Below are 18,352 nucleotides of genomic sequence, written 5' to 3'. Positions count from 1 at the left end.
TTATTCGTCGAGGAAGCCGCGCAGGTGATCGGAGCGTGTGGGGTGGCGCAATTTGCGCAACGCCTTGGCTTCGATTTGACGAATGCGTTCACGCGTTACATCAAATTGTTTGCCCACTTCTTCCAGCGTGTGGTCGGTGTTCATGTCGATACCGAAACGCATACGCAACACTTTCGCTTCGCGCGCAGTGAGGCTAGACAACACTTCGCGCGTGGCTTCGCTCAAGCCTTCTGTTGTGGCCGCCTCCACAGGTGACTGAATAGTGGTGTCTTCAATGAAATCACCCAAATGTGAATCTTCATCGTCGCCCACAGGAGTTTCCATGGAGATCGGTTCTTTGGCGATTTTTAGTACTTTACGCACTTTGTCTTCTGGCATTTCCATGCGCACACCCAATTCTTCCGGCGTAGGTTCGCGCCCCATCTCCTGCAACATTTGACGCGAAATGCGATTCAATTTGTTGATGGTTTCGATCATGTGCACGGGGATACGAATGGTGCGCGCCTGATCAGCAATCGAACGCGTAATCGCCTGACGAATCCACCAAGTGGCATAAGTAGAAAATTTGTAACCGCGACGGTATTCAAATTTGTCTACCGCTTTCATCAAGCCGATATTGCCTTCTTGAATCAAATCGAGAAATTGCAAACCGCGATTGGTATATTTTTTGGCAATCGAAATAACCAGACGCAAGTTGGCTTCCACCATTTCGCGTTTGGCTCGACGCATACGCGCTTCACCAAGCGAAAGACGACGATTGATTTCTTTCAGCGTAGCCAACGGCATATCCATACGCACTTCAAGCTGCGCCAGTTTTCTTTGGCTGCGCTGTACATCAGGTTTGATGCCTTCCAAGCGCTCTGTAATGACCTGGTTTTTCTTCAAGCGCTGTTGTGCAGACAACCACTTTTCATTGATTTCATTGCCAGGGAAAGCTTCAATAAAATGTTTGCGATCCATGCCGCCGCGACGCACACACAGCGCCATAATCGCGCGCTCTTCTGCGCGAATTTGCGTCAACACATCGCGTGAGTTTTTCAAAATAGGGTCAAACTGACGCGGTGTGAGTTTGAAAAACTTAAACACTTCCGCCAGTGCATCCATTTCTTTGCCGGCCTGCTTGCTGTCACGGCCGTGTTTAGCTAAAGTTTTCTGTGTTTTATCAAATTGCTTTTTCAATTCACCAAAACGCAGCTTGGCTTCTTCTGGATCAGGGCCGGTATCGACTTCGGCATCGTCATCGCTGCTGTCGTCATCGTCATCGTCTTCTTTATCATTTTTGCCATTGGCTTTGGCGCCTTTGGCCGCTGGTTCTGGCAGCTCTTCATCGTTATTGCTATTTGCCGCATTGTTGTTTGCGGCGCCCGGCGCAACTGGCATGGTTTCCATTGGAACCAAATAGCCACTGATAATGTCACTGAGTTTGCGCTCTTCTGTGGCAACCAAAGCATATTCTTTCAGAATCGCTTCTACCGAACCTGGCACGAATGACAGCGCCGCCATCATTTCGCGAATGCCTTCTTCGATGCGTTTGGCGATCACAATTTCGCCTTCGCGCGTGAGCAATTCCACCGTGCCCATTTCGCGCATATACATACGCACAGGATCGGTCGTACGACCCACCTCACTTTCAACCGCAGCCAATGCCGCTGCCGCTTCTGCGGCTGCCGCTTCGTCGATTGCCGCATCACCATCTGCCATCAGCAGTGTTTCAGCATCAGGCACCGCTTCAAATACACGGATGCCCATGTCGTTGATCATGTGAATGATGTCTTCAATCTGATCCTGATCCGAAATATCTTCTGGCAGGTGATCGTTGACCTCGGCATAGGTCAAATACCCCTGCTCTTTACCGCGAGCAATCAGGTCTTTCAGGCGGGATTGTTGTTTGACGATCTCGGACATGTGGCGATCCAATCTGGGGTTTTCGAGGCGTTAAAGGGCGCGGATTATACCGGATGGTGGGGACATATCGCCAGATTGCAAGGCGATCTCACGCTCAAGTGACGGTGTGTTTTTCGCGCAGCAAACGCTGCAGCTCATGTTTTTCCAGCTCAGTTAATGCACCGTTGCGCGATTTGTCGATCAGGCGTTGCAGCGGATCGTCTTTCTCAATCAGCGCCAACAAACGCGCCAGTGCATCCTGCAACTGACCAACTGCCGACAACTCGCTCTCCACCAGTTTTTCGCGGTTTGCCAATTCATACAATTTGGCACTGCCATCGCTGCCGTATTGGCCGTGCCATAGCCCTAGCAGGCGACTACAACTGGCTTCGGGGTGATCACGCAACAGGGCGATCAAGCGCACCAAGTACAGCAATTCGCCAGTTTGTTGCCCCTGCAACAAGCGCGGCAGCAGCGGCAGTGCGTGCTGGTGTAAATGCGGGTAGTGCAAGAGCAGGTGCAAGATGGATTCCTGCAGGCTGAGTACGATACGCCGACCAACCACTCGCTCGACTGCCGGCGACCTTGCTGCCTCACCACTATCATTTTGATTCGTATGGCTTTTCTGCGCATCGCTGCGCGTCGACGCCACCTGCGGCTGCGCTACCACTGCACCGCCCATCTGCTGCAAATAGGCAACATCTAGCTGGGAGCGCAGCGAGAGATCAATAAACAGCTGTTGCTTGAATGGCCCTTCCGGCAGGCGCTGCAATTGTGGCACGGCGCGACTGGCAAGCGCCGCACGGCCTTCGGCCGTCTCCAATTGCAAACCCACACTGGTCTGTTCAAACAGATATTCCGACAGCGGTAGTGCCTTTTCCAGCAGCGCAGTGAACGCCTCCAACCCGCGCCGACGCACATAACTATCTGGATCTTCGCCATCGCCCAAAAACAAAAAACGCACTTGACGCTGTTCGCGCAGTGCGGGCAGTGAGACTTCCAGTGCACGCGCAGCGGCGCGACGGCCAGCTTCATCACCGTCAAAACAAAACACCACTTCGCTGGCGTAGCGAAATGCTTTTTCCAAATGCGCTGTTCCCGCCGCCGTACCTAGTGTCGCCACCGCGCCGACCAAGCCAAACTGCGCCAGCGCCACCACATCCATGTAGCCCTCTACCACCACGAGACGCGATGCAGGATTCTTGCTGCGGTTGGCTTCGTATAAACCGTATAACTCGCGCCCTTTGGAAAATACCGGTGTTTCCGGCGAGTTTAAGTATTTGGGTTTTTCGTCAGTCAGTACACGACCGCCGAAGGCAATGACGCGCCCACGCAGATCTCGAATGGGGAACATCACGCGGTCACGAAAGCGGTCGTAGCGTTTGCCCGTCTCCTCGCGATCCACCAGCATGCCGCTGTCCAGTAACTGTGCTTCCTGCCAACCCGCTTGCAGCAAGTGCTGCATGAGGTTGTCCCAACCCGGTGGCGCGTAGCCAATCTCAAATTGCTCGATGATGGCTTCCGACAGCCCGCGCTGCTGCAAGTACGCACGCGCTTTGGCGGCTTGCGGATGCTGTTGTAACTGGCGGCGATACCAAGCCGCCGCCTGCTCCAGCAGGGCGCACAGATCTTGCTGCGTGCGCTGGTTTTTTTGCTCTTGCTCTGACACCTGCTCGCGCGGCACTTCCACGCCCTGCAACTGCGCCAAGCTCTCCACAGCGCGCGGAAAATCGAGATTTTCAAATGCCATTAAAAAGCCGATGGCGTTGCCGCTCGCGCCACAGCCAAAGCAGTGGTAGAACTGTTTTTCTTGATTGACGCTGAACGAGGGGGTTTTTTCTTCGTGAAACGGGCAACAAGCCATGTAGTTGCGGCCGCTTTTTTTCAGGCGCACGCGGCGGTCGACCACTTCCACAATGTCTGCGCGATCGAGTAAATCATCAATGAAGGATTGGGGGATCAGTCCTGCCATGCGTTCCGTTTTTTACCCCGCAAAAAGTCGCTGCATGATACTGCAAACGCAAAAAACCACGCATGGCGGCATGCGTGGTTTCTCAATAACTGGTTACAAAATGCCCAGCGAACTGGGCGAGGCCATCAATACAGACGCTGTTGACGGCGATTTTCGCGCGACAGTTTCTTCAGGTGACGCTTCACAGCTGCAGCAGCTTTACGCTTACGCACAGAGGTAGGCTTCTCGTAGAACTCGCGGCGACGCACTTCAGCCAAAAGACCGGCTTTTTCGCAAGAGCGCTTGAAACGGCGCAGGGCAACATCAAATGGCTCGTTTTCTTTCAAACGTACAGATGGCATGTGTTCTTCCAAAATTAGATATTTCGATTAACAACCCCAGCCACAGGCGGGGGCGCGAATTCTAGCCCTTGTGACCCAGCGCTGTAAACCTGCCAAGAACAGGCATTCAGGCTTCTGCCGCAATTTCGTAGCTGTGGCTGACAGCAACGCCCGCCTTGCTGAACATAATGGAGGCCGAACAGTACTTCTCAGCAGACAGATCCACTGCCCGCTTGACCTGCGCCTCCTTTAAATCTTTACCGCTCACCACGAAGTGGATATGAATGCGGGTAAACACCGCTGGAATTTCATCGGCGCGTTCCGCCTCCAGCTGTGCCACGCAATCAGTGACCGCTTGGCGCGATTTTTTCAGGATGCTCACCACATCAAACGAGGCGCAGCCACCCATGCCCATCAACAACATCTCCATCGGGCGCGGGCCGAGGTTGCGACCGCCGTGATCGGGTGGCCCATCCATCAACACGCAATGCCCGCTGCCCGCTTCTGCAAGGAACATCGCCTCACCCACCCATTTCACTGTTGATTTCATCGTTTCCAATTACCCGCGCTTTTGTTTACAGTCGCATTATCACAAACCCACCGTTGCAACGCACGACATCAACAAGAAAAAGGAGATGTTGCCTTGGTTTCTGTTTCACTCACACCCAAAATTCACAATGTCGACGCGTTTCTCGCGCACTGCCATCGCCGTCGCTATCCCGCGAAAAGCACCATCATCTATGCCGGCGACACCAGCGACGCGCTCTACTACATCATCAGCGGCTCCGTCACCGTTTTAATTGAAGATGCCGACGGCAGAGAAATGATCGTTGCCTATCTCAACGCGGGCGATTTTTTTGGCGAGATGGGTTTATTTGAAGATGGCGACAGCCCGCGCAGCGCGTGGGTGCGCGCAAAAAATCCCTGCGAAGTTGGTGAAATCAGCTACACCAAATTTCACGAAATCAGCGACAAGCACCCAGATATTTTGCTGGCGATGGGCAAGCAACTCGCGCATCGTTTGCGCACCACTACACGCAAAGTGGGCGATTTGGCATTTATGGATGTAACCGGTCGCGTTGCGCGCACCCTGCTCGACTTGTGCAAAGAACCCGATGCGGTGACGCACCCCAAAGGCATGCAAATTCGCGTGACACGCCAAGAAATCGGTCGCATTGTCGGCTGCTCGCGCGAGATGGTCGGTCGCGTACTAAAAACACTGGAAGAACAAAATTTAATTTCTGCCAGTGGAAAAACCATAGTGATATTTGATGCGCGCTAAACAGCACGCAGTCACCATTTAGCTGCGATAACCCTGCGGATTGTTGGACTGCCAGCGCCAGCTATCGGCCAACATCGCATCCAGATTTTTTTCTGCCACCCAACTCAATTCTTGCTGCGCACGCTGTGCATTGGCCCAGCATGCTGCCACATCACCATCGCGGCGCGGCATGATGCGATACCGTACGGATTTGCCGCTGATGCGCTCAAACGCCTGCACCATTTCTAATACGCTATAGCCGTTACCAGTACCCAAATTGTACGGACGGCAAAACGCCTGCTGTTTATCTTTCGTCAATAACAAACGCAGTGCCGCTAAGTGTCCTGCGACTAAATCTTGTACATGAATAAAATCACGCACACCGGTGCCATCTGGCGTGTTGTAATCATTGCCGAACACCGGCAGCACTTCGCGCACCCCTGCGGCAACTTGCGCCACATACGGCAGCAAATTATTGGGAATGCCAGCGGGATCTTCGCCAATTAATCCACTTTCATGCGCACCGACGGGATTGAAGTAGCGCAGCAGTGCCACTTGCCATGGCGCAGAAGCACAACAATCCATCAGCATTTGCTCAATCATCTGCTTGGTTTGTCCGTAGGGATTTGTCGCACCTAGCGCTGCATTTTCATCCAATGGCATCACGGCGCTGGGACGATATACCGTGGCTGACGAACTAAAAATCAAGCGCTGCACCGCGTGCGCTTGCATCACTTGTAATAGGTGGATTGTGCCCACCACATTGTTGTCGTAATAAGCCAAGGGATTGCTACAAGACTCGCCCACCGCTTTCAGGCCAGCAAAGTGCATCACTGCGCTGATCCTATGCGCGTGGAAAAGTTGATCCAACATAGTGTGATCGCGCAAATCACCTTGCTGAAAAACAAGTGTTCTGCCGGTGATTTTTTGCACCCGTTCTAAAGCAAGCGGATGGCTGTTACTGAAGTTGTCCAATACCACAACTTCAAAACCTGCAATCAATAGCGCCACACACGCATGGCTGCCGATATAACCCGCCCCACCTGTAACCAAAATTGTCTCTGTCACCGCAATATCCACCCATTAAATTTCAGAGGCGAGTATAAAGAGCCCCGTCTGTTTTCGGCAGTAAAAACCGGTATTCTGTGAACACACCCCACCCAAATGGCGCTCCCCATGAAAATCTCATTGCTGCCTTTATTGGTTATTTGTCTCGGCCTTGCCGTTGGCGCTAACGAAGCATCTGCTGACACATATTCGCGCCAAGAAACAGGTTATGCCGCCACCATGCAGTACGGCACGGTAGACACCGTGCGCCTCGTCGCCATTGAAGGCGAAAAAAACATGATTGGCCAAGGCAGCGGCGCAGTGATTGGCGGTGTCGCCGCTCATGCGGTTACAGGTGAACACGGACGCGCAATTGCTACCTTTGTGGGGTCAGTGGTGGGCGCGGTGGTAGGTGGCATGGCGCAAGAAAAATTCACGCAGTCGCAGGGTATGGAAATTACAGTCGTGCTAGATGATGGATCGGGGATTTCCGTTGTGCAAGCCGTCAAAGATACTAACGAATTTGTTCCTGGACAGCGTGTACGCGTTACTTACGCCAATGGCAGAGCACGGGTAACGCCCATAGATTCCCGCAGCTACCGCAACTAAATTATTGTCAGTCACGCACAACGCGATGGAAACTTATTTGGTTGGCGGTGCGGTGCGCGATCAGCTGCTCGGCCTGTCCATACACGAGCGCGACTGGGTAGTCACGAACGCAACGCCCGAGCAAATGCTTACACAAGGCTACACACCAGTCGGCAAAGATTTTCCTGTGTTTTTGCACCCAGAAACGCATGAAGAATACGCACTGGCGCGCACGGAACGAAAAACTGCACCCGGCTATCACGGCTTTATTTTTCATGCAGATCCTTCAGTTACGCTCGAACAAGATTTGTATCGACGCGATTTGACGATCAATGCCATTGCGCAGGATAGCAATGGAAAACTGTTTGATCCTTACGGCGGCCAAAAGGATTTACAGCAAAAAATCCTGCGTCATGTCTCACCCGCATTCACAGAAGATCCGGTGCGTATCTTGCGGCTGGCGCGCTTCGCCGCTCGGTTTCATCATTTAGGTTTTAGCATCGCCGATGAAACACTGGCACTAATGCGAAATATGGTGACAAGCGGTGAAGTTTCCGCACTCACAGCAGAGCGCGTATGGCGTGAATGTGAACGGGCACTGGGCGAAAGAAATCCACAAGTTTTTTTTGCTGTATTACGGCAATGCGGAGCGCTAGCAGTTATTTTTCCAGAAGTAGATGCGCTGTTTGGCGTACCACAATCACCGCAACACCATCCAGAAATTGACACTGGCATACATACGCTGATGGCATTGGAGCAATGCGCAAAATTGACCGACAACACACAGGCGCGCTTCGCAACACTCTGTCACGACTTAGGCAAAGCGCTCACGCCAACCGATGTATTGCCGCGTCATATTGGCCATGAAGGCAAAAGCAAACCACTGGTTCTTGCCCTGTGTGAACGCTTAGGCGCACCGACAGAATATCGTGACCTCGCCGTATTAACGGCCGTGTATCACACGCATTGCCATCGCGCATTAACACTGCGTGCAACAACCCTACTTGAACTGTTTGAAAACTTGGATTTATTTCGTCGTCCACAACGACTAGAGCCATTCTTGATGGCTTGTGAAGCTGACGCACGCGGTCGCACAGGCTTTGAGCAATGCGATTACAAACCCACTGCTTTTTTGCGCAAAGCGTTTGCACTGTGCTGTGTCGTCACAGGGAAATCCGTTGATCCAGAAAAATTCACCGGAAAACAATTTGGCGCAGAGTTGCGGCGTTTGCGCATTGCGGCATTAAAAACCATTGCGCAACCAGAAACGGCATCCACATGAACACAGAAACCTCCAATCCTGTAGCTTTAATTACCGGCGCAGCACAACGCATCGGCGCTGTGATTGCCGAATTGCTACACAGTGCTGGCTACAATATCGTTATTCACTATCGACACTCCGCAGAAAAAGCTCACGCACTGACAAGCACACTTAACCAACAACGCACGGCATCTGCCGTGTGTTTTGCTGCGGATTTGCAAGATACACCCACACTGCAACACCTAGCACAACAAGCTGAAGCGCGCTGGGGACGCCTAGATGCACTGATCAACAACGCCTCTGCGTTTCATCCAACGCCTATCGGAAAAACCACAGAACAGGATTGGGATGCGCTGATCGACAGCAATATGAAAGCGCCCTTTTTTCTCGCACAGTCACTGGCACCCACACTCAAAAAACATGCTGGCTGCATTATCAATATCGCCGACATCTATGCAGAAAAGCCACTGAGCAGCCACACGGTTTACTGCATGGCAAAAGCGGGCAATGTGATGCTCACGCAATCGTTAGCAGTGGAATTGGCGCCGCAAGTGCGCGTCAACGGCATCGCCCCTGGCGCGATACTCTGGCCAGAAATCCACAGCGACTCTCACAAAGCCACACAAGAAAAAATACTCGCCAGCATTCCATTACAGCGCACCGGCAACGCAGACGATATTGCGCGCACTGTATTATTTTTATTGCGCGACGCACCTTATATCACCGGACAAATACTGCGCGTTGATGGTGGGCGCAGCTTGCAGTTTTAGGCGTGATGCTTACCACCACAAACAGCGCAGGCCTGATCTTTTTTCAAGGTGAGTGTGCGCCATTGCATTGTGCGCGCATCCAGTAATAACACGCGACCATCCAGCGGATCGCCGTAATGCGCAATGATTTTTATGGCTTCTGCTGCCTGCGTTGCACCGATAATACCCACCAAAGGCGACAACACGCCGCTATCACTGCACGATAAATTTTCCTGCATGTCCCGCTCGCCGTATAAACAGGCATAGCAAGGACTTGTTGCGCGACAATTAAATACGGAAATCTGGCCTTCGCTGCGAATCGCCGCACCAGAAACCAAAGGCTTCTTGTGTTGCACACAGGCATGATTGATTGCCAAGCGCGTGGTGAAATTATCCGAACAATCCAGCACCACATCGGCTTTGGCAATTTGCTGCAACAAAGCCTCACCCTGCAAGCGCAGAGGCAGCATCTCAATCACCACCGTAGGATTAATTTCTCGCAGTGTTTCTGCTAGCGAATCCACTTTTGCTTTTCCAATATCTGCATGACTGTGCGCAATTTGGCGCTGCAAATTACTCAACTCCACCGCATCATCATCTGCAATAACTAAGTGGCCCACACCACTGGCGGCGAGATACATGGCAGCAGGGCAACCCAAGCCGCCAGCACCAATCAGTAACACCCGCGCACGATTGACGCGCTCCTGCCCCTCCACATCAAAACCATCCAACATGATGTGGCGACTGTAGCGCAGCAATTGCTGATCATCCACGATACACCTCACCCCGCCACACAGCCCATGTCACGCGCTCATTGCCGCCGTAATCGTGTTCTGTTTGCACGCTGCCGTAACCGCACTGTTGCAAATAAGCGCGCAATTTTTCTCCCTGCGCAAAACCGTGTTCCAACAACAACACGCCTCGATCACACAAAAAATTTCTCGCTTCACGCGCAATCAAAAACAAACCAGCATAGCCATCATCTGCAGCAACCAAAGCACTGTACGGCTCAAACCGCACATCACCTTCCAGCAAATGCGGATCATCGTTTGCGATATACGGCGGATTGCTAATAATCAAATCAAAACGCCGATCAACCGGAACCGCAGAAAACCAGTCACTTTCATAAATCCGCACATTCTTTAGCTCGAGTGTTTCTGCATTTTTCTGTGCAAGTTGCACGGCATTTGATTGTCTATCCACAGCATCAATACGCCACGCTGGCTTTTCTTTTGCCAATGCCAAGGCGATAGCACCAGTGCCGGTTCCCAAATCAATGACACGCGCCTGCTCTTTTTGACAAAGCGCCAATGCTTTTTCAACTAACAGTTCGGTATCGGGGCGTGGAATCAGCGTACTGCTATTAACCAACAAAGGCAGTGACCAAAATTCACGGCTGCCAGTGATATGTGCCACAGGCTCGCCAGATTTCCTACGCGCTATTTGCTGAAAAAACGCAGCATCTATTGCTGCATCGAGCACTGAATCACCGTAAGCATACAAATAAGCTCTACTGCGTTTTAGCAAAGTGGATAGCAAAACTTCAGCATCTAAGCGCGGGCTATCACTGGTGTTTTGCAACACAATCGCAGCCCGTGCAAGGCAATGTTCGATAGTTTGCAACGCCGCCATTTTTACTCGTTACCCAATGCTGCCAACAAATCCGCTTGATGCTCGTTGACCAGCGGCTGAATCACGGCATCTAACTTTCCTTGCATGATTTCATCCAAGGCGTACAGCGTGAGATTAATGCGGTGATCGGTCATGCGACCTTGCGGAAAATTGTAGGTGCGAATGCGCTCCGAACGATCGCCGCTGCCCACCAAATTTCTGCGCTCATCTGCTTGCTGTTGTTGCCGCTGACTCACTGCACTGCTATGCAATTTCGCCACCAACAACGCCATCGCACGCGCGCGGTTTTTATGTTGACTGCGTTCGTCCTGACATTCCACCACTATGCCACTGGGAAGATGCGTGATACGAATGGCAGAATCGGTTTTATTGACATGTTGACCGCCAGCGCCAGACGAGCGAAAAGTATCAATACGCAATTCATTTTTATCGATGTTCACGGCTTCCACTTCATCCAGCTCAGGAAGAATGGCAACCGTACAAGCAGATGTATGAATACGCCCTTGCGCCTCCGTTGCCGGCACGCGCTGCACACGGTGTGCGCCCGATTCAAACTTCAAACGCGAATACACATCAGCACCCGACACACGGGTAATGATTTCTTTGTAACCGCCGTGCTCACCCGGGCGCTCGCTGATAATTTCCACACGCCAACCGCGCTCATCCGCATAACGGCTATACATGCGAAACAAATCGCCGGAAAAAATAGCAGCCTCATCGCCACCGGTGCCAGCGCGGATTTCTAAAAACACATTGCGCCCATCATCAGGATCTTTCGGCAACAACAGCGTCTGCAATTCTTCCTCAACTGTTTGTAGACGAGTGTCCGCATCGCGCAGCTCGTCTTCCGCCATCGCTTTGAGTTCCGCATCGCCGTCTTGCAGTAATTCTTTGGCTGTTTGGATATCGTCTATCACCGTTTGGTAACTGCGGTATGCGGCAACCACCGGCTCCAGCTCGGCAAACTCGCGCGAATACAGGCGAAATTTCTCTTGATTCGCAATCACCTCTGCATCACTCAGCAGAGCCGCTAACTCTTCGTGGCGCTCTAGCAATCGTTGCAATTTGGCGAGGATAGAAGGCTTCATCAGGCACGCTCATTAATAGTTTTGCATTGTATCGTTGTTTGTCGTCTGACAGGTATGATGGCGCCGATTGCACACCTCGACGGAACTCATCGTGTCCAAAATCACCTATATCGCCGCATGGATTTGCGCAGCGCTTGCCGCCAGCGCTGCGCTGACCTGTCTGTGGCTCGCTCGCTACCAACCCATAGAAATGGATTTGGCGATGCTGCACTACAGCGCCTATCTGATTAACGAAAAACATTTCCTGCTGTATCGCGATATTTTTGAAAACAATTTGCCAGGGCCATTCTTCTTTCACGCAATGATTGGAAAGCTGTTTGGCTATAGCGCCCTACCTGTTCGCCTGCTTGATGCATGCATTCTTGCCACAATTACTTTCTGCAGCTGGAAAATCCTCGCGCCCATTTCAAAAACCAGCGCGGTGTTTGCGCCGGCGCTGTTTGCACTCGTTTATTTCGCCGGCGGCACAACCGCTGCTTTCCAGCGCGACTATATCGCCACACTCCCGCTTGTCGCCGCCTTGGCACTGACATGCAACATCAAAACAAATCCTGTGCGTGATGCTGTATGGATAGGCGCACTGTGCGGCGCTGCTTGTGCACTCAAGCCCAACTTCGCTGTTGTAGCACCTGCCTTGTTTGGGGTTTTGCTATCAAAAATGCAGGGGAACTATTTTCAGCGCATCAAAACAACACTTCCCCCAATTGCACTCGCATTTCTTGCCGTCTTTGCTGCACCGCTGCTGTGGGGCATACAACACGCTGACTTCAAAGAGCTAATTGCGCTGTACAAAACTTATACGCCACTTTATGTCTCTACACGCCCCGATTTATATCACTACGACAACTCACAACAACAGCTGATTGAGCTGGCACGCATGCAAGGAGAACATTTGTTAAAAATGAGCTTGCTCTCGCTCCCAGGCTTGCTGTGGGCATGGCGACAACATCGTAGCAACCCAGAAATATTGACGCGCCTTTGTTACATCGCTGCCATAACTTTTGCCATCAGTTGGCATGAAATTATTGCGGGGAAATTTTGGGTGGCGCACCTGCTTCCACCCTATTTCTTTGCAATTCTATGTTTCTCCCTGCTGCTTACTCCAACCACCACCCATGCACACCCTGTAGAAAAATTTATCGCCACCCTTCCTGCTCTGCTATTTCTTGCCATCACTTATACAATTGGGAAATATGACATCACAAATTTATATGCCAAACATTACACAGTAGAAAATCGCGATATTCGCTCACAGAAAATTGCGCGCTATTTAAGCGCCAATTTAAAACCAAACGATAGGGTACAGAGCTTAGACGGCTCCGGTGACGGTCAAGGCGCACTGCTGTTAGCGCGCGCTACCAGCGCCACACGCTTTGTCGAAGACATTCCACTCTACCTACAGCCTAACTCACCCGTAACGCAGGCTTTTCGTCGTGAGTTTCTGGATACCATGACGAGAAATCCACCTGCATTTTTTGTTTATATTCACAATTTCTTTCACCCAGCCGGCGGCAATCGACTGAAAGAATTTCGCGAACTCTTTATTTTTCTTGAAACAAACTACGAGGTGGCGGAAGAAGTCGATGGCGAATACACCATTTACCGCCACAAAAAGCCTAGCGCTTTTCCGGCAGACGCTTCAGCATCTCCGTAGGGTGATGCAATAACTTATTGGTTAAGTTGCGCGCCAAGGCTTTTACCGCATCATCCAATGATTGCCCTTGCGCCACCGCTTTGAGCGCGCGCTCCACTTCAGCATCACGCCATGTTTCTGCCTTGCGGCGATATTCCACGATACTTGACGCCGCTTCCTGCTCAAACTTTCCTTGTCGATACGCAGCAACGCCTTCTTCAACAATGATGCGCGCATCTTCTGCCGCTTGCTCACGCGCGCGTAAATTTTCATCAATCACATCGCGCAAATCATCGACGGTATACAAATACACATCATCCAATTCAGCCACTTGCGCCTCGATATCACGCGGCACGGCGATATCCACCATCAACATTGGCCGGTGTCGCCGTTGTTTTAAGGCTTGCTCAACCGCACCCTTACCCAATACGGGCAACTGGCTGGCGGTGGATGAAATGACGATATCTGCCTCATGTAAACGCAGAGGAATATCACCCAATAAAATCGCTTCTGCTTGAATGGATTCCGCTAACTCTTGCGCGCGTTCCAGTGTGCGATTGGCAATAACAATGCGATCTATACCCTGCTCGCGCAAATGGCGCGCCACCAACTCAATGGTTTTTCCTGCGCCAATTAACAAAGCGGTGTTGTTGCGCAAATCAGAAAATATTTGCTGCGCCAAACGCACCGCTGCATACGCTACCGATACTGGATTGTGTCCAATTGCCGTCTCAGAACGCACGCGCTTGGAAACGGCAAATACTTGTTGGAAAGTTTGATGCAGCGAACCATTCAAAGTGCCCGCTTCTACGGCTTGTGCAACCGCCGATTTCATCTGACCAAAAATCTGTGGCTCGCCCAACACCAAGGAGTCCAAACCGCAGGACACCAACATCAAGTGCCGTACCGCTATTTCGCTATCGTGACTGTAATAACAGTGCCGCAATTCATCAGCAGATAATTGGTGAAATCCTGCCAACCAATCCAACACGGCATGCGCGTGCAGGCCTGCCTCGGCAGCTAAATACAGTTCCGTGCGATTGCAAGTGGACAGAATGACCGCATCCGCCCCTCCCATTGCCGCCGAGAGCGAGCCCAGCGCCTCGGTCATCTGCGCAGGCGCAATGCTGACGCGCTCGCGCAACGCCACCGAAGCAGAATTGTGATTAATGCCAACAACCAAGACAGACATGCAGTAACCCGCAAGAATCGGCGGCATTATAGCGTCCACCTCGTGTTGGGTAATCCGCAGTCTCTCTATATCATGACCGCCGCAATTTCGAACAAGGTGTCTCATACATGGTCACACAACAGGCTTTTGTGCGCGGGCTAGCAGTCAGCCTCATTTTGACGCTCGGCAGCTGTGGCTACCAATCACCTAGCGCACCAGACAGCAGCAAAACACCATCAGCAACTACCGACGACACCCGCCCCTTTCCTGACGGTTCTCTCTATTCACTGCTGGTGGCTGAAGTGGCGATTAATCGTGGGCAATTGGATGTCGCACTCGCCAATTACTATCAACAAGCCTACAAAACACGCGATGCGGGTGTTGCTCGACGCGCCACCATGCTCGCCGGCTATTTGCAGGCCGATCAAGCAGCTTTGGATCTTGCGCAGCTATGGTCAAGCATTGAGCCAGAAAATCCAGAGCCTATTTATATTGCAGGACAATATTTTCTTGATAGCAGCAGCCTGCAATCTGCGTTGCAACAATCCAAGCGCCTTCTATCGCTGCGCGCCAGTTCGCTGTTCCTCGCCATTGCAACCAACCCTCTGGCAACCGACGACAAACACCTGTCGCAACTCACGCATGAATATGGCGAGCTGTTAGAAGATCACCCTGAAAACACGGATCTTTTGCTCGGCAACGCCGCATTGTTATCTGCCGGCACACACTACGAAGAAAGTTTGTCACTGATTGAAAAAGTGTTGGCTGCTGACAAAAACAATCTGGCCGCACGCTTATTGGAGGTCGATGTACTTTACAAAAACGGGCGGCCGGACACAGCCATCAAACGCATGAGCGATGTCGTCAACGATCAACCAGATAACGACAAGTTACGCATGGAATACGCGCGCATGCTGAGCGAAAAGACCTCAAAAAAGCGCGCGAACAATTTGATTACCTAGCACAACGCAACTCGTTGGAATCCAGCTTGCTATTGTCGCGTGCCATGGTCAATTTCCAGTTAAAAGATTACGCACTAGCACGGGAGTTTTTTGAACAACTGTTATTCCTGAAAAAAAATACCGACACCGCGCATTTCTATCTCGGTGAAATCGCTCAAATTGACCAGAAGCCCAACAAAGCGCTAGAACACTATCGGCGCGTAGAAAGTGGCAGCGAGTATCTGCCTGCCGTCACTAAAGCTTTTAGCATGATGATCCAACAAAACCACCGACTAGAAGGACAGCAATGGCTGGCTGAACAACGCCAAGCGCATCCGGAGCAAGCGTATGCTTTGTACTTAATCGAAGCAGACACTTTATTTAGAAACGCTGATTTGCCACGCAGCCTTGCTGCGCTCAATGAAGCTATCAGCAAATACCCCCAACAGACCAGTCTAAACATGGCGCGTTCGCTGGTGTATCAAAAATCCGGCGACATCAAAACAGCAGAAGCCGATTTGCGCGTGGTGCTCGCCCGTGAGCCGGACAATGTCGACGCACTCAACGCGCTGGGATATCTACTCGCAGACGACAATCGCCAATTGGACGAAGCCAAAAAATTACTGGAACACGCGCTGGCCTTGCGCCCTGACGATCCCGCCATTCTCGACAGCATCGGCTGGCTGTTATTCCGTAGCGGAAATAATGAAGAAGCCGTGCTGCGGCTGAAAAGATCCTACACCCTACAACCCGACGATGAAGTTGCCGCCCACCTCGGTGAAGTGCTATGGCTCACCGGACAACAAGCCGAAGCCAAAAAAATCTGGGAGCAGGGATTAAAACTTGCGCCAGAGAGCGAGGCCATCAGTGCCACGCGTCAACGCCTGCACGCACAATAGCTCATGCAGAACGCCGCTAGTCTTGGAGCACTGTTGGGCTTGCGCTATGATTGCCGGCCCTACTAACCGCACTGGAGAACACCATGAGCGATGCCATTATCCATGTTACCGATGCCAGCTTTGATGCTGATGTTTTGAAATCTGGTACGCCCGTATTGGTAGATTTCTGGGCAGCGTGGTGCGGCCCCTGCAAAATGATTGCCCCCATCCTGGACGAACTGGCGAAAGAATTCGCCGGCAAAGTAAAGATTTGCAAGATGGATGTCGATGCCAATAAAGAAACACCAGCCAAATTCAGCATTCGCGGCATCCCCACGCTGATGATTTTTAAGAACGGCAACTTAGAAGGCACCAAAGTTGGCGCACTGTCCAAAGTACAGCTGATTGAGTTCATCAACAGCAATCTATAAAGACGGACACAAGAGAGGAGACAGTGAAGTTTCCTCTCTTTGCCCTCTGGACAAGGTCAAGCCAAGAGTCATATAGTTAGCCCATCCATAGCAGCCCCTATAAGTCGCCCCTAACAAACCGACAGCGCTGCACAAAAATCTTACCTAATCCTTCAAATACTCTCGGTAGCACCTCTGTCTGCCGCCTGTAAATCCTACCCCTCTCCTCCATCCATCGTGAAGCTCGCACAAAACCTATGAACCTGACGGATCTGAAAGCCAAACCCATTGAAGAATTACTGCAAATTGCCGAAAGCATCGGCTTGGAAAACATGGCGCGCAATCGCAAACAAGATGTGATTTTCACCATCCTCAAGCGCCACGCTAAAAGCGGTGAAGAAATTAGCGGCGAAGGTGTGTTGGAAATTCTGCAAGACGGCTTCGGTTTTCTGCGCTCCGCCAGCTCCTCTTATTTGGCAGGCCCCGATGACATCTATGTGTCTCCTAGCCAAATTCGTCGATTTAACCTGCGCACTGGCGATGAAGTTATCGGCAAAATTCGCCCACCCAAAGAAGGCGAGCGCTATTTCGCCTTGCTGAAAGTCGACACCATCAACGGCGATCGACCTGAAGGCACCAAGAATAAAGCACTGTTTGAAAACCTGACGCCACTGTTCCCCAACCAACGCTTGAAGCTGGAGTCCGGCAACGGCTCACGGGAAGATTTGACTGGCCGCATCATCGACTTGATCTCCCCCATCGGCAAAGGCCAACGCGGCTTGATCGTCGCGCCGCCCAAGGCGGGCAAAACCATCATGATGCAGAACATTGCACAGGCCATCTCGCGCAATAACCCTGAATGCCACCTGATCGTGCTGCTAATCGACGAGCGCCCCGAGGAAGTAACCGAAATGCAACGCTCGGTGCGCGGTGAAGTAATTGCCTCCACCTTTGACGAGCCGCCCACGCGCCATGTGCAAGTGGCCGAGATGGTGATCGAACGCGCCAAGCGCCTGGTGGAGCACAAACAAGATGTCATCATCCTGCTGGACTCCATTACCCGTCTCGCTCGCGCTTACAACACCGTGGTGCCCTCATCGGGCAAATTGTTGACCGGCGGTGTCGATGCCAATGCCTTGGAGCGCCCTAAGCGTTTCTTTGGTGCAGCGCGTAATATCGAGCACGGCGGCAGCCTTACCATCATCGCCACCTCTTTGATCGACACCGGCTCAAAAATGGACGAGGTGATCTACGAAGAATTCAAAGGCACCGGCAACATGGAATTGCATTTGGATCGCAAGATCGCGGAAAAACGCGTCTACCCTGCGATCAATATCCGCCGCTCCGGCACCCGTCGCGAAGAATTGCTGATGGCGGAAGATGAAATGCAGAAAGCATGGATTCTGCGCAAACTGCTGCACGACATGGAAGACACGCCAGCGACAGAGTTCTTGGTCGACCGATTGAAAGATTGCAAAACCAACGAAGAATTCTTTGCTTCAATGAAACGGAAATAA

18 protein-coding genes are annotated in these 18,352 nt (G+C 51.8%); 9 read left to right on the top strand and 9 right to left on the bottom strand.

All coding sequences use genetic code 11. From position 1 onward, the window contains the following. The 4 genes from rpoD to IPK30_06885 all read right to left on the bottom strand — a co-directional run bounded on the left by rpoD (position 1) and on the right by IPK30_06885 (position 4,726). Positions 1–1,905: an RNA polymerase sigma factor RpoD gene (gene rpoD / locus IPK30_06900; protein ID MBK8103013.1), complete on the bottom strand. Its 1,905-nt coding sequence runs from the start codon at positions 1,903–1,905 to the stop codon at positions 1–3. A gap of 94 nt (positions 1,906–1,999) precedes the next feature. Further along, positions 2,000–3,856: a DNA primase gene (locus IPK30_06895; protein MBK8103012.1), complete on the bottom strand. Its 1,857-nt coding sequence runs from the start codon at positions 3,854–3,856 to the stop codon at positions 2,000–2,002. Positions 3,857–3,981: 125 nt separating this feature from the next. Further along, entirely contained in the window at positions 3,982–4,197 is a 216-nt protein-coding gene (rpsU, locus tag IPK30_06890) for a 30S ribosomal protein S21 (protein ID MBK8103011.1), read from the bottom strand. 106 nt (positions 4,198–4,303) lie between these two features. Then, a complete protein-coding gene (locus IPK30_06885) occupies positions 4,304–4,726 on the bottom strand; it encodes an OsmC family protein (protein ID MBK8103010.1) in 423 nt (140 codons plus the stop codon). 93 nt (positions 4,727–4,819) lie between these two features. Between IPK30_06885 and crp the strand changes: the two genes are divergently transcribed. Next, positions 4,820–5,458, top strand: coding sequence for a cAMP-activated global transcriptional regulator CRP (gene crp / locus IPK30_06880; GenBank protein ID MBK8103009.1), 639 nt, complete (start codon positions 4,820–4,822; stop codon positions 5,456–5,458). Positions 5,459–5,476: 18 nt separating this feature from the next. Here the strand turns inward: crp and galE are convergent, their stop codons facing one another. Then, on the bottom strand, positions 5,477–6,511 hold the full coding sequence (gene galE / locus IPK30_06875) for a UDP-glucose 4-epimerase GalE (protein ID MBK8103008.1): 1,035 nt from the start codon (positions 6,509–6,511) through the stop codon (positions 5,477–5,479). Between the two features lie 102 nt (positions 6,512–6,613). Here galE and IPK30_06870 point away from each other — a divergent pair, with 102 nt between their 5' ends. From IPK30_06870 to IPK30_06860, 3 genes are read left to right on the top strand one after another with little or no spacing between them, the layout of a single operon-like run. Continuing rightward, positions 6,614–7,093: a glycine zipper 2TM domain-containing protein gene (locus IPK30_06870; GenBank protein MBK8103007.1), complete on the top strand. Its 480-nt coding sequence runs from the start codon at positions 6,614–6,616 to the stop codon at positions 7,091–7,093. A gap of 25 nt (positions 7,094–7,118) precedes the next feature. After that, positions 7,119–8,354, top strand: a complete 1,236-nt coding sequence (locus tag IPK30_06865) for a multifunctional CCA addition/repair protein (GenBank protein MBK8103006.1) — start codon at positions 7,119–7,121, stop codon at positions 8,352–8,354. After that, positions 8,351–9,103, top strand: coding sequence for a pteridine reductase (locus IPK30_06860; protein ID MBK8103005.1), 753 nt, complete (start codon positions 8,351–8,353; stop codon positions 9,101–9,103). The genes IPK30_06865 and IPK30_06860 overlap by 4 nt, the downstream gene beginning before the upstream one ends. Here the strand turns inward: IPK30_06860 and moeB are convergent. From moeB to prfA, 3 genes are read right to left on the bottom strand one after another with little or no spacing between them, the layout of a single operon-like run. Then, the gene (gene moeB / locus IPK30_06855) at positions 9,100–9,855 is read right to left on the bottom strand and encodes a molybdopterin-synthase adenylyltransferase MoeB (protein MBK8103004.1); all 756 of its coding nucleotides are present in this window, start codon (positions 9,853–9,855) and stop codon (positions 9,100–9,102) included. The two genes, IPK30_06860 and moeB, sit on opposite strands and share 4 nt — an antisense overlap. Further along, positions 9,848–10,714: a peptide chain release factor N(5)-glutamine methyltransferase gene (gene prmC / locus IPK30_06850; GenBank protein MBK8103003.1), complete on the bottom strand. Its 867-nt coding sequence runs from the start codon at positions 10,712–10,714 to the stop codon at positions 9,848–9,850. The genes moeB and prmC overlap by 8 nt, the downstream gene beginning before the upstream one ends. A gap of 2 nt (positions 10,715–10,716) precedes the next feature. Beyond that, positions 10,717–11,802 (bottom strand): peptide chain release factor 1, encoded by a 1,086-nt coding sequence (gene prfA, locus IPK30_06845; GenBank protein ID MBK8103002.1) that lies wholly within the window; start codon positions 11,800–11,802, stop codon positions 10,717–10,719. Positions 11,803–11,893: 91 nt separating this feature from the next. On the opposite strand from prfA, the gene IPK30_06840 reads away from it, so the two are divergent. Next, positions 11,894–13,456, top strand: coding sequence for a glycosyltransferase family 39 protein (locus IPK30_06840; GenBank protein ID MBK8103001.1), 1,563 nt, complete (start codon positions 11,894–11,896; stop codon positions 13,454–13,456). Here IPK30_06840 and IPK30_06835 read toward each other — a convergent pair. Then, positions 13,419–14,654: a glutamyl-tRNA reductase gene (locus IPK30_06835; protein ID MBK8103000.1), complete on the bottom strand. Its 1,236-nt coding sequence runs from the start codon at positions 14,652–14,654 to the stop codon at positions 13,419–13,421. The genes IPK30_06840 and IPK30_06835 overlap by 38 nt on opposite strands. 80 nt (positions 14,655–14,734) lie before the next feature. Between IPK30_06835 and IPK30_06830 the strand changes: the two genes are divergently transcribed. The 4 genes from IPK30_06830 to rho all read left to right on the top strand — a co-directional run bounded on the left by IPK30_06830 (position 14,735) and on the right by rho (position 18,352). Beyond that, positions 14,735–15,568: a tetratricopeptide repeat protein gene (locus IPK30_06830; protein ID MBK8102999.1), complete on the top strand. Its 834-nt coding sequence runs from the start codon at positions 14,735–14,737 to the stop codon at positions 15,566–15,568. A gap of 26 nt (positions 15,569–15,594) precedes the next feature. Then, positions 15,595–16,446 carry a tetratricopeptide repeat protein gene (locus tag IPK30_06825; protein ID MBK8102998.1) on the top strand — a complete coding sequence of 284 codons (852 nt, stop codon included), beginning with the start codon at positions 15,595–15,597 and terminating at the stop codon, positions 16,444–16,446. A gap of 83 nt (positions 16,447–16,529) precedes the next feature. Continuing rightward, positions 16,530–16,856: a thioredoxin TrxA gene (gene trxA / locus IPK30_06820; GenBank protein MBK8102997.1), complete on the top strand. Its 327-nt coding sequence runs from the start codon at positions 16,530–16,532 to the stop codon at positions 16,854–16,856. 236 nt (positions 16,857–17,092) lie between these two features. Then, positions 17,093–18,352 carry a transcription termination factor Rho gene (gene rho / locus IPK30_06815; GenBank protein MBK8102996.1) on the top strand — a complete coding sequence of 420 codons (1,260 nt, stop codon included), beginning with the start codon at positions 17,093–17,095 and terminating at the stop codon, positions 18,350–18,352.

This window comes from Cellvibrionales bacterium, assembly GCA_016713115.1.
GTDB lineage: Bacteria > Pseudomonadota > Gammaproteobacteria > Pseudomonadales > UBA7239 > UBA7239.
This window is presented reverse-complemented; position numbering and strand designations above follow the sequence as displayed.

What these genes read in the sequence shown, in the direction of transcription:
- rpoD (MBK8103013.1), bottom strand. Translation starts at nt 1,905, where the DNA reads ATGTCCGAGATCGTCAAACAACAATCCCGCCTGAAAGACCTGATTGCT.
- IPK30_06895 (MBK8103012.1), bottom strand. Translation starts at nt 3,856, where the DNA reads ATGGCAGGACTGATCCCCCAATCCTTCATTGATGATTTACTCGATCGC.
- rpsU (MBK8103011.1), bottom strand. Translation starts at nt 4,197, where the DNA reads ATGCCATCTGTACGTTTGAAAGAAAACGAGCCATTTGATGTTGCCCTG.
- IPK30_06885 (MBK8103010.1), bottom strand. Translation starts at nt 4,726, where the DNA reads ATGAAATCAACAGTGAAATGGGTGGGTGAGGCGATGTTCCTTGCAGAA.
- IPK30_06870 (MBK8103007.1), top strand. Translation starts at nt 6,614, where the DNA reads ATGAAAATCTCATTGCTGCCTTTATTGGTTATTTGTCTCGGCCTTGCC.
- IPK30_06865 (MBK8103006.1), top strand. Translation starts at nt 7,119, where the DNA reads ATGGAAACTTATTTGGTTGGCGGTGCGGTGCGCGATCAGCTGCTCGGC.
- IPK30_06860 (MBK8103005.1), top strand. Translation starts at nt 8,351, where the DNA reads ATGAACACAGAAACCTCCAATCCTGTAGCTTTAATTACCGGCGCAGCA.
- prmC (MBK8103003.1), bottom strand. Translation starts at nt 10,714, where the DNA reads ATGGCGGCGTTGCAAACTATCGAACATTGCCTTGCACGGGCTGCGATT.
- prfA (MBK8103002.1), bottom strand. Translation starts at nt 11,802, where the DNA reads ATGAAGCCTTCTATCCTCGCCAAATTGCAACGATTGCTAGAGCGCCAC.
- IPK30_06835 (MBK8103000.1), bottom strand. Translation starts at nt 14,654, where the DNA reads ATGCCGCCGATTCTTGCGGGTTACTGCATGTCTGTCTTGGTTGTTGGC.
- IPK30_06830 (MBK8102999.1), top strand. Translation starts at nt 14,735, where the DNA reads ATGGTCACACAACAGGCTTTTGTGCGCGGGCTAGCAGTCAGCCTCATT.
- trxA (MBK8102997.1), top strand. Translation starts at nt 16,530, where the DNA reads ATGAGCGATGCCATTATCCATGTTACCGATGCCAGCTTTGATGCTGAT.
- rho (MBK8102996.1), top strand. Translation starts at nt 17,093, where the DNA reads ATGAACCTGACGGATCTGAAAGCCAAACCCATTGAAGAATTACTGCAA.